Below are 9,797 nucleotides of genomic sequence, written 5' to 3'. Positions count from 1 at the left end.
GCGGGGTGGGGCGGGGGGGGGGCCCGGTCGGCCCGCCGCCGGGGGGGGGGGGGGCCCGGGGGGGGGGCCCCCCCCCCCCCCCCCGCTCCGTACTGTGACGGATCACCCGCACATCCGATTTCGCACGCGTGCAGGAGACCGTGTAGTGTTCTACCCGCTGCCCCGATAGCTCAGTCGGCAGAGCGTCTCCATGGTAAGGAGAAGGTCAAGGGTTCGATTCCCTTTCGGGGCTCTGTGATCGACGCGGGGCCGTCCACCTGTTCCCGGGCGGCGGCCTCGCGCTCAGTCACGCGTGGCGGGGTAGCTCAGCTGGTCAGAGCGCACGACTCATAATCGTGAGGTCGCGGGTTCGAGCCCCGCCCTCGCTACAACAAGTACTTCCGTGCGGCGTTCCTCTTGTCGCGTGGACCGAGACACATGGCGCCTCATCGAGGCGCGAGAGGTGACAGCCATGGCAAGCAAGAGCGCCGACGTCCGCCCGAAGATCACGCTTGCCTGCGTGGACTGCAAGGAGCGGAACTACATCACCAAGAAGAACCGCCGCAACGACCCCGACCGTCTCGAGCTGGCGAAGTTCTGCCCGCGCTGCGGCAAGCACACCGCGCACCGCGAGACCCGCTGACGTTCGCAGCATCCACACCGACGTGGCGAACCCGACCTTCGCAGGCCGTGAGTACCCGGCCGACAGCCCCTACTCCGTAGGCCGCGAGAAGATCCGGGAGTTCGCCTCCGCCGTCGGTGCAGCCCACCCCGCGCACCACGATCTCGTGGCGGCGCGGGGTCTCGGCTATCCGGACCTGGTCGCGCCGGCCACCTTCGCGGTGGTCGTGGCGCAGCGCGCGGAGGCGCAGTACATCCAGGACCCCGAGGCGGCCGTCGACTTCTCCCGCGTGGTCCACGCGGAGGAGCGCTTCACCCACCACCGCCCCATCGTCGCGGGCGACGAGCTCGTGACGGTGCTGCACGTGGACTCCGTGACCAGCCGCGGCTCGCTGTCGATGGTGACGACGCGCTGCGAGATCTTCGCCCAGGGCGAGAACGGCGGACGCGAGCCGGTCTCGACCGTCGTGTCGACGCTGGCGATCCGCGGGGAGGACTCATGACCGCGCAGACCGGCACGACCCCGGTGCTCGCCGACCTCGCGGTGGGCGACGTGATCGGCACCCGCACGATCGAGCTCGACCGTTCCCGGCTCGTCCGGTACGCGGGTGCGAGCGGTGACTTCAACCCGATCCACTGGAACGACGCCTACGCCGGGTCCGTCGGCCTGCCGGGCGTGATCGCCCACGGCATGCTCACGATGGGCTCCGTCATCGGCCTCGTCGAGGACTGGGCGGGCGACCCGGGCGCCGTCGTCGACTACCAGGCGCGTTTCACGCGTCCCGTGCCCGTGCCGAACCCCGGCACGGCGGCCGTCGAGGTCACCGGCACCATCGCAGCGATCGACGCCGAGGCCGGGACGGCCCGCGTCGACCTGGCCGTCACCTTCGACGGCCAGAAGGTCCTGGGCAAGGTCCAGGCCCTCGTCCGCCTCGCCTGACGCAGGCTCGGAGCAGGTGCCTCTGGTCGCTCTTCGCCTGCGCTGCACTCCGGCTCAGAGCTCGGGGACAGGGCCCGTCGTCGTCCCCTGGACGAGCCCGACATCCAGCATCACCGACTCGGGCGTCTCGCCGGCGAGCAGGGCCATGACGGCCCGGCCGAGCGCCCGGCCCTTCTCCTGCAGCGGCTGGTGCACGCTGGTGAGCACGTCGGGGGAGAGCCAGGGCAGGTCGAGACCGTCGAAGCCGGCGATCGACACGTCCTCGGGGACCCGGAGGCCGAGCTCCCGGGCGGCGATGACGGCGCCGGCGGCGAGCAGGTCCGAGTGCGCGACGATCGCGGTGGGCCGCTCGGACGAAGGCACCCAGGCGCCCAGGATCTCCATGGCGGCGTCGCGCCCGTGCTCGACGAGCGAGGCCGGGGTCTCCCAGGACAGCACGGGCTCGATGACGTCCCGCACGCCGGCGAGGCGGTGCTGCGTGGGAGTGCGGTCGGCCTGGGTGAGGCGCTCGGCCGACACGGGACCGGACCGCTCGCTCCGCCCGAACGGCAGGGTGATCTCGGCGATCCTCGTGTGCCCGAGCTCGACGAGGTGCCGCACGGCCTCGGCGGCGCCGCGGCGGTCGTCGATGCCGACGACGGGGATGCCGGGCTCGCTCTTGCCCTCGCCGATGACCACGGGGACGCCGCGTCGCTGCAGGGCCGTGAGGTTCGGGTCCTCCGACAGCGCGCCCCAGACGAGCACGGCCACGTCCATGGCAGCGGCCTCGACGAGCGGGTCGACGGCGGGCGGTAGCCCGGCGCTCTCCATCCCGGCGAGCTGCAGGGTGCCCTGGGGCGTCCCGGGGATGAGCAGCACGCCGAGCCCCTGCTCACCGATGGTGGAGACGAGGCCGTGGAGCACCTGCACCGACACGGGGTCGCGGAAGGATCGGCCGAGCTGGTCGCCGATGACGACGCCGACGATGCCCGAGCGCCCGGAGCGGAGCTGGCGCCCCAGGGGGTTCGGGCCCGCGTAGTCGAGGTCCCGCGCTGCCTGGAGCACGCGCTCGCGCGTCTCGGGGGTGATGGGTCCCGCTCCGGAGAACGCGAGAGATGCGGTGGACACGGACACGCCTGCGAGCTCGGCCACCTTGGCCAGGGTCGGGCGGCTTCCGCGTTCTCGGCTCATCGCGCTCCCTCGGGCGGCGCTCGGGGACACCGGGAATCGGCTGGACCACGGGCGCGTTGTCGTGTGTGCTTGACTGTCGAATCGATATGCGTGCCGCCGCTGACGGCGCGCCCGCCAGCGTACCCGCATGCACGGACGCATGCCCTGAACCTGACCGAGGAGTCTCGTGCCGACAGCTGTTGCCGCGTCCCGCGCCGTGTTCGTCACCTTCGCCGCGAGCGGTTTCGGGTTCGCGAGCTGGGCGTCCCGGCTCCCGGCGGTCCGTGACGGCCTGTCGTTCTCCGAGGGGGAGATGGGCCTGCTCCTGCTCACCGGGGCGATCGGGTCCGTGATCGCGATCCCGCTCTCGGGGCTGGTGGTGGAGCGCCTGGGAACCTCGCGGACCGTCATCCTGTTCGCCTTGATCTTCACGATCGGCGTGGGCGTGGCCGCGTTCGGCGTGCAGTCCGGCGACCATCTGGCGGTCCGGGCCGGGCTCGCGGTGTTCGGCGTGGGCGCGGGCGTGTGGGACGCGGGCATGAACCTCGAGGGCGCCGCGGTGGAACAGCGGCTCGGCAAGGCGGTGATGCCCGTCTACCACGCGGGCTTCTCGTTCGGCACGGTCGTCGGCGCGGGAGTGGGCGCCCTCGCGGCGCGCCTGGGCGCGCCAGTGGAGTGGCACGTCCCCGTCGCTGGAGTGGTCGCCCTGGCGGCGGTCGCGATCTCGGTCCGGTTCTTCCTTCCCGAGCCCCGGAGCGTGGGTGCCCTCCACGCTCCCGAGGTGCATGCGCTCGCGGAAGCTGCGGCGCACCCCGGCAGGGTGGCCGACGCACAGCTGGACCCTGCCGCCACACCACTCGTCGCCGTGGGAGGCGACCCGGTGCAGCCGGGCGAGCGACCGGCGTCGGACAACCACGGCGGGACGCGCGGGCTGCTCGCGGCGTGGCGGGAGCCGCGCACGCTGGCCGTGGGCCTCGTGGTGCTGGGCGCGGCCCTGACCGAGGGCGTGGCGAACGACTGGGTGAGCCTCGCGGTCGTGGACGGTTTCCACGTCCCGGACTCGGTGGGCGCGCTCGGCCTGGCCGTCTTCCTCACCGCGATGACGACGGCGCGACTGCTCGGCACTCGCGCGATCGACCGGTTCGGGCGGGTCGCGGCCCTGCGGGCGTCCGCGGCGGTCGCGATCGTCGGCGTCGCCGTGTTCGCACTGGTGCCGTCGCTGTGGGTGGCCCTGGTGGGCGTGGCCCTGTGGGGAGCCGGCGCGGCCCTCGGCTTCCCCGTGGGCATGAGCGCGGCGTCCGACGACCCGGCACGCGCGGCGATGCGCGTCGCCGTGGCGTCGACGATCGGCTACTCGGCGTTCTTCGTCGGCCCGCCGCTCATCGGGTTCCTCGCCGACGTCACGGGATACCGGCTCGCGGTGCTGGTGCTCGCGCTGCCCGTGGTGCTCGGGCTGGTCGTGTCCGGCGCGGCGCGCCCTCGCGCGACCGCGCGGGCCGGCGCCCACGGCTGATCGCGCGGTCGGCCCCGGTCCCTCCGTGAGGGGCCGGGGCCGACGCCTGTCGCTGCCGGGCCGTGCTCAGGTCAGAGCACGGTGCAGGTCGGGGTCAGGCCGGAAGCGCTGCCGCTGCCGAGGAAGCCGGCCGCGGTCGAGGCCCCGGGGGCCAGGCTGCCGTTCCAGTTGGCGTTCGTGATGGTGTTGCCGTTCGACAGGGTCCCGTTCCAGGCCTGCGTGATGGTGGCGCCGCCGACGGTCACCCGCCAGCCGTTCACGGCGCTGCTGCCCGCCGTGACGCGGACGTCGGCCTGGTAGCCGCCGCTCCACGAGTTGACGACGGTCACCACGGCCGAGCACTCGCCGACGCCGGGCGTCGGTGTCGGCGTGGGCGTGGGTGTCGGGGTGGGCGTCGGCGTCGTGTCGCCCCCACCGATGTTGATGTCGGAGCACAGGTAGTACGACTGGTCGAGGTGGCTCGCCTGCCAGACCGTGTAGAGGACCGCACGACCGTTGCGGCCGGTGAGGTCCACGTCGGTCTGGTACGTGCCCTGGGAGGGATAGGTCCCGGTCACCTTGAGCAGGTCCACGTCGTCCCAGCCGAGCGCCTCCGTCGTGGGGTCGAACCCGGGCTTGGAGATGTAGATCCGCAGGTAGTCGGCGCCGTGCTGTGCGCCGTCGGTCAGCGTGAGCGTGAACTGGTGCGGCACGCCCTTGGCGACCCAGGGTCCCGGGGTGTCGAGGTAGTCGTAGCGGGGCGACTGGGTCCGGCCGCCGGAGCAGAGCTGACCGTCCGGGATCACCTGCTCGTGCTGGCCGGCGACGCCCTCGCGGTAGAGGCCGTTCCAGTTCCACATGGCGTTGGGGTCGTGCTGCCAGGCACCCCAGCACATCGGGTCCGTCTGCTGCATGCCGGGGTTCAGGTGGTCGTCGCCCCAGCGGTCCCAGCAGCCGTAGTTGCGGGTGGGCGGGTCGGTCACCGAACCGTGTGCGGTGGCCGCGGGTGCAACGACGGTGGCGGCCACGAAGGGGGCGACCACCGCCAGACAGAGGGCCGCGGCGAGTCTGCGCATTCGCGCACGAGTGGACATGCTTCCTCCAGGTGCTCGGGCTCTGGCCGCACGGCGGCGGCCGTGACGGCTGCACCACGCGTCGTGCGACGGCGTCGTCGTTGGCGCAAGATCGCCTCAGCGCGTGGAGGAGTCCACGGTGGGCGCGCTGTCCGGCAGGGACTACCCTCCGAACCGTTTAAGGACCTCTGGCCCGGACGACACACCGGCGGGGTGCAGAAAGTTGGCAGACCTCACCCGCTCCATGTCGAATTTGTGCACAACATCGCACGGGTCGGTAGATATGCTTTCAGGGTGAGTCTTTACCCGTCCGAGACCGATCCAGTGGTTCCCAGCCTGGCCGCCCTCACGACGCTGCGCGTCGGCGGACCCGTCGAGACCTACGTCGAGGCCAGGGACGAGGCCCGGCTCATCGCGGCGGTGCGGGACGCAGACGACCAGGGTGTGCCGCTCCTCGTGGTCGGCGGTGGCTCGAACCTGCTCGTCTCCGATGCCGGCTTCGACGGCGTGGTCGTGCGTGACGTGCGCTCGGGTATCGAGGTGGAGTCCGAGGACACCTGCGGTGGTGCGGTGGTGACCGTTCCCGCCGGGCAGTGCTGGGACGACCTCGTGGCGCGGGCCGTGGTGGAGGGCTGGGTGGGCGTGGAGGCCCTGTCCGGCATCCCCGGCACCGTGGGCGCGGCCCCGGTGCAGAACATCGGCGCCTACGGCCAGGAGGTGGCGGGCGTCATCGCGACCGTCCGCACCTGGGACCGCGGGCAGAACCGGGTGCGCACCTTCGCCGTGGGCGAGCTCGACTTCGGCTACCGGACCTCGCTGCTGAAGCGCTCGATGCACGTCGACGCACGCGGCGACGATCCGGCCGCGCCGTGGTACCCGACGCCGCGGTACGTGGTGCTGCAGGTCCAGCTCCAGTTCCGGCTCGGGACGCTGTCGGCGCCGATCGGGTACGCCGAGCTGGGCCGCCGCCTCGGCGTCGCGGTCGGGGAGCGGGCGCCGTCGAAGGACGTGCGCGAGGCCGTGCTCGAGCTGCGAGCCGGCAAGGGCATGCTGCTCGACCGGCCGGAGGGCGCCCCGGACCACGACCGGTGGAGCGCCGGCTCGTTCTTCACCAACCCGGTCGTGCCGGCGTCGCGGATGGCGGACCTGCCAGCCGAGGCGCCGCGCTACCAGGTGCGCTCGGCGCTGCCGACCAGCTCGACGGGGCCGAGCCTCGGCGCGGTGGACCCGTCCCTGGTCAAGACGAGCGCGGCGTGGCTCATCGAGAACGCGGGCTTCGGCAAGGGCTTCGGCCTGGCGGGCGAGCACAGCCCCGCGCGGCTGTCGACCAAGCACACCCTCGCGATCACCAACCGCGGTGGGGCGCGGGCCGACGACCTGGTCGCGCTGGCCCGCACCGTCCGCGACGGCGTCCGCGACCGGTTCGGCGTCGAGCTCGTGCCGGAACCGGTGCTGGTCGGCGTCTCGCTCTAGTACACGACGACGGTGGTGTCCCGCGGGGCGCCCCAGACGTCCCAGATCCAGTTCATCGCGGCGCTGGAGACGCGCACGCACCCGTGCGAGGCGGGGTAGGGCGGGATCGAGGCCGAGCCGTGCACGGCGATTCCGCCGGCGAAGAACTTCGGCCGCCACATGTCGCCGAGCTCGAGGGTCGACGAGTGCATGCCGTCGATCTGCCGGCCCACGGCGAACGTGCCCGTCGGCGTGTAGGCGCGGTAGATGTGCCCCTTCGCCTCGAACGTCTCCCCGTTGCCCGAGGACGCGTTGATGACGCGGACGACCTGGCCGTTCTCGACCGCGAGCAGAAGCTGGCGGTCGATGTCGATCTCGATGGCCTTGCCCTGCGCGGTGCGGGCCTGCGGTCGTACTCCCTGGTCCAGTGCGCCCTGCGTCTGCGGTCCGACGACGCCGTCGCGGTACAGGCCCGCGGCCTTCTGCAGCGCCCAGACGGCCTGCTGCGTGTTGTGCCCGAAGTCGCCGTCGACGTCCGTGACGAAGTAGCCGAGGTCGGACAGGCGCTGCTGGAGCGCGGCGACCTGGTCGCCCTGCGCGCCCGAGGCGAGCTGGGCCGGCGCCTCAGGGGTCGGGGCGGGGGCCGCCTCGGGCGGCGTGGTCTCGGTGGGGGACGGCGTGGGGGTAGGGGTAGGGCTCGCGCTCGGCTCGGTCGAGGGGCTCGGGCCGGCCTCAGGGCTGCCCGACGGCGTCCCGCTCGCCTCAGGCGTGCTGGACGCGCTCGGCTCGGGCGAGGCGGTCGCGCTGCTGCTCGCCGACGTCGACGACGTGCCGCCGGCGTTCGGACCGTTCCCGCTGCAACCCGCCACGAACCCGGCCGTCAGCGCCGCGGCGCCAAAGACCCCGAGCACCCGTCGTGCGTCCCGCATGTAGATCCCCTTACGTCTCGCGGGACCGCGCGATCGGCGTGGTCCCGTGCACCTCGTATGTATCAGACGCTCGGGGGTGTGCTTCCGTTGCCCCGCGGCCCGAAGAGGATCGTCACCCAACTGTGACTGGATTGTCCATTTCGCTACGTATGACGGGCTCCGCAGGGTCCGGCTGCGCGAGCCACGCGTCGACACCCGCGAGGAGCTGGGACTTCGTCCGTGCGGACGCGCGGCTCGCACGCACCGACGACCTCGCCAGGGCCGCGAGCTCGCCGTCCGAGAACCCGTGCACGGTGCGTGCCATCTCGTACTGCGCCACCAGGCGCGAGCCGAACAGCAGCGGGTCGTCCGCGCCGAGCGCCACCTGCGCTCCCGCGGCGACGAGCGTGCGCAGCGGGAGCTCGCTCGACTCGTGGTAGACGCCCAGGCCCACGTTCGACGCCGGGTTCACCTCGAGTGCCACTCCGCGCTCGACGATCTCCTCCAGCACGTGAGGGTCCTCCGCGGACCGCACGCCGTGGCCCAGCCGGTCCGGAACGAGCTCGCGCAGGACCTCGCGGACGTGGTCCGGTCCGAGCAGCTCGCCACCGTGCGGTACCGCCGCCAGGCCCGCACGCCGTGCGATGTCGAACGCCGGCCCGAACTCGGCGGTGTCTCCCCGGCGCTCGTCGTTCGACAGGCCGAAGCCGATCACCTCGCCCGGACCCTCGCCCGCGTACCGGGCCGCGAGCCGGGCCAGGGTCCGTGCGTCGAGCGGGTGCCGCATCCGCGACGCCGCCACGACCACTGCGACCTCGATCCCGTGTGCCGCGCTCGCCACCCGCGCGGCGTCCAGGACGATCTCCACGGCGGGTGTGATCCCGCCGACGAACGGCGCGTACGACGTGGGGTCCACCTGGATCTCGAGCCGCCCGGACCCCTCCGCCGCGTCGTCCGCGGCCGCCTCGTCCACCAGCCGCCGCATGTCCGCCTCGGACCGCACGCAGGCCCGCGCCGCGTCGTACAGACGCTGGAACCGGAACCAGCCGCGCTCCGTCGCCGGCAGGCGCAGCGGGTCGGCGTCGACCAGCGCCTCGGGCAGCCGGACGTTGTGCTGCGCCGCCAGGTCTGCGAGCGTCGTGACACGCATCGAACCCGTGAAGTGCAGGTGGAGGTGGGCTTTCGGGAGGAGCGCCAGGTCTCGCATCCGTGAAGTATGGCGAATCCGGCGCCGCGGGGCACGTCCGGATGTGATCTGCGGCACGCCAGCAGTCCTTCGCCGGCACCCGCCGTCGTCGTGCCGCCCGGGCCGCGGAGGTGTCGTGGTGCGCTGCGCAGGGCTCCGGTTGACGCGCGGTTGGGGCTTGGGGACGGTTTCTCCTGCTTGTACGATCTGCCGGACGTTACGAGCGGCGGGCGGGCGGCGATGGCGCAGGCGGGGACGGGGTCGGGTCTCGTGGCGTGGCTGGTCCTGGGCGCGCTCGGTTTCGCGGCTCTGACGGGTTTCGCCCGCGCTGCCGACGGGGCCGAGAGCGTGCCGGCCGGAGCCGAGGCCGCCGCAGGCGTCGCCCCCGTCGCCGGGCCGTCCGGGGAGCCGGACCCCGACTGGGTGTCAGCCACCGCAGGCGTCACCGGCGTCCCCGCGCGGGCGCTGGAGGCGTACGCGCGCGCCGATCTCGCGCTCGCCGAGTCGGAGCCGGCATGCGGGCTGCGCTGGACGCTGCTCGCCGGTGTGGGTGCCATCGAGTCGGGCCACGGCACGCACGGCGGCTCTCACGTCGGCGCGGACGGACGGGCCACCCCGCCGATCATCGGCCCCGCCCTCGACGGCCGGCCCGGTTTCGCGGAGATCCCGGCGACGCCGGAGTCGACCGCGATGCACGGCGACCCGGTGTGGGATCGCGCCGTGGGGCCGCTGCAGTTCCTCCCGTCCACGTGGGAGCGCTGGGGCTCCGACGGCGACGGCGACGGCGCGCGTAACCCGCACGACCTGGACGACGCGGCGCTCGCCGCCGGCCGCTACCTCTGTGCTGCCGGGGGTGACGTGACGACCGACGACGGCGTGCGTCGTGCGCTCCTCGCCTACAACCGCTCCGAGGAGTACGGGCAGACGGTCCGCGACCGGGCAGCCGCGGTCGCGGCGGCTGCGGCCGGGTAGGTACCGCGTCGGCAGCGGCGTGTTC

At 73.3% G+C, this 9,797-nt stretch carries 10 protein-coding genes and 2 tRNA genes; 8 read left to right on the top strand and 4 right to left on the bottom strand.

Features of this window, described 5'->3' with window-relative positions:
* Positions 1 to 159 precede the first annotated feature (159 nt).
* The 5 genes from L1785_RS17630 to L1785_RS17610 all read left to right on the top strand — a co-directional run bounded on the left by L1785_RS17630 (position 160) and on the right by L1785_RS17610 (position 1,540).
* Positions 160 to 232, top strand: a tRNA-Thr gene (locus tag L1785_RS17630).
* A 62-nt stretch (positions 233 to 294) separates the two neighbouring features.
* A tRNA-Met gene (locus L1785_RS17625) sits at positions 295 to 368 on the top strand.
* Positions 369 to 451: 83 nt separating this feature from the next.
* Positions 452 to 622 carry a 50S ribosomal protein L33 gene (gene rpmG / locus L1785_RS17620; protein ID WP_021482899.1) on the top strand — a complete coding sequence of 57 codons (171 nt, stop codon included), beginning with the start codon at positions 452 to 454 and terminating at the stop codon, positions 620 to 622.
* A gap of 22 nt (positions 623 to 644) precedes the next feature.
* On the top strand, positions 645 to 1,103 hold the full coding sequence (locus L1785_RS17615; protein WP_236090594.1) for an FAS1-like dehydratase domain-containing protein: 459 nt from the start codon (positions 645 to 647) through the stop codon (positions 1,101 to 1,103).
* Positions 1,100 to 1,540, top strand: coding sequence for a MaoC family dehydratase (locus L1785_RS17610; RefSeq protein ID WP_236090593.1), 441 nt, complete (start codon positions 1,100 to 1,102; stop codon positions 1,538 to 1,540). The genes L1785_RS17615 and L1785_RS17610 overlap by 4 nt, the downstream gene beginning before the upstream one ends.
* A gap of 54 nt (positions 1,541 to 1,594) precedes the next feature.
* Here L1785_RS17610 and L1785_RS17605 read toward each other — a convergent pair whose 3' ends face one another.
* Complete coding sequence (locus tag L1785_RS17605; RefSeq protein ID WP_236090592.1) at positions 1,595 to 2,710, bottom strand: LacI family DNA-binding transcriptional regulator; 1,116 nt, start codon at positions 2,708 to 2,710, stop codon at positions 1,595 to 1,597.
* A 166-nt stretch (positions 2,711 to 2,876) separates the two neighbouring features.
* Between L1785_RS17605 and L1785_RS17600 the strand changes: the two genes are divergently transcribed.
* Positions 2,877 to 4,202 carry an MFS transporter gene (locus L1785_RS17600; RefSeq protein WP_236090591.1) on the top strand — a complete coding sequence of 442 codons (1,326 nt, stop codon included), beginning with the start codon at positions 2,877 to 2,879 and terminating at the stop codon, positions 4,200 to 4,202.
* 71 nt (positions 4,203 to 4,273) lie between these two features.
* On the opposite strand, the gene L1785_RS17595 is transcribed toward L1785_RS17600, so the two are convergent.
* A complete protein-coding gene (locus tag L1785_RS17595; RefSeq protein WP_236090590.1) occupies positions 4,274 to 5,275 on the bottom strand; it encodes a lytic polysaccharide monooxygenase in 1,002 nt (333 codons plus the stop codon).
* A 273-nt stretch (positions 5,276 to 5,548) separates the two neighbouring features.
* Here L1785_RS17595 and L1785_RS17590 point away from each other — a divergent pair, with 273 nt between their 5' ends.
* Positions 5,549 to 6,727: a UDP-N-acetylmuramate dehydrogenase gene (locus tag L1785_RS17590; protein ID WP_236090589.1), complete on the top strand. Its 1,179-nt coding sequence runs from the start codon at positions 5,549 to 5,551 to the stop codon at positions 6,725 to 6,727.
* Here L1785_RS17590 and L1785_RS17585 read toward each other — a convergent pair.
* Positions 6,724 to 7,635 carry a L,D-transpeptidase family protein gene (locus tag L1785_RS17585; RefSeq protein ID WP_236090588.1) on the bottom strand — a complete coding sequence of 304 codons (912 nt, stop codon included), beginning with the start codon at positions 7,633 to 7,635 and terminating at the stop codon, positions 6,724 to 6,726. The genes L1785_RS17590 and L1785_RS17585 overlap by 4 nt on opposite strands.
* Positions 7,636 to 7,747: 112 nt before the next feature.
* Entirely contained in the window at positions 7,748 to 8,821 is a 1,074-nt protein-coding gene (locus L1785_RS17580) for an adenosine deaminase (protein WP_236090587.1), read from the bottom strand.
* A gap of 177 nt (positions 8,822 to 8,998) precedes the next feature.
* On the opposite strand from L1785_RS17580, the gene L1785_RS17575 reads away from it, so the two are divergent.
* The gene (locus L1785_RS17575) at positions 8,999 to 9,772 is read left to right on the top strand and encodes a lytic transglycosylase domain-containing protein (RefSeq protein WP_236090586.1); all 774 of its coding nucleotides are present in this window, start codon (positions 8,999 to 9,001) and stop codon (positions 9,770 to 9,772) included.
* The last annotated feature ends 25 nt before the right edge of the window (positions 9,773 to 9,797 follow it).

Origin of the sequence: Antribacter soli, assembly GCF_021568775.1 — a bacterium.
GTDB lineage: Bacteria > Actinomycetota > Actinomycetes > Actinomycetales > Cellulomonadaceae > Antribacter > Antribacter soli.
Note: the sequence above shows the minus strand (reverse complement) of the source record. Positions and strands in the feature narration are given on the sequence as shown.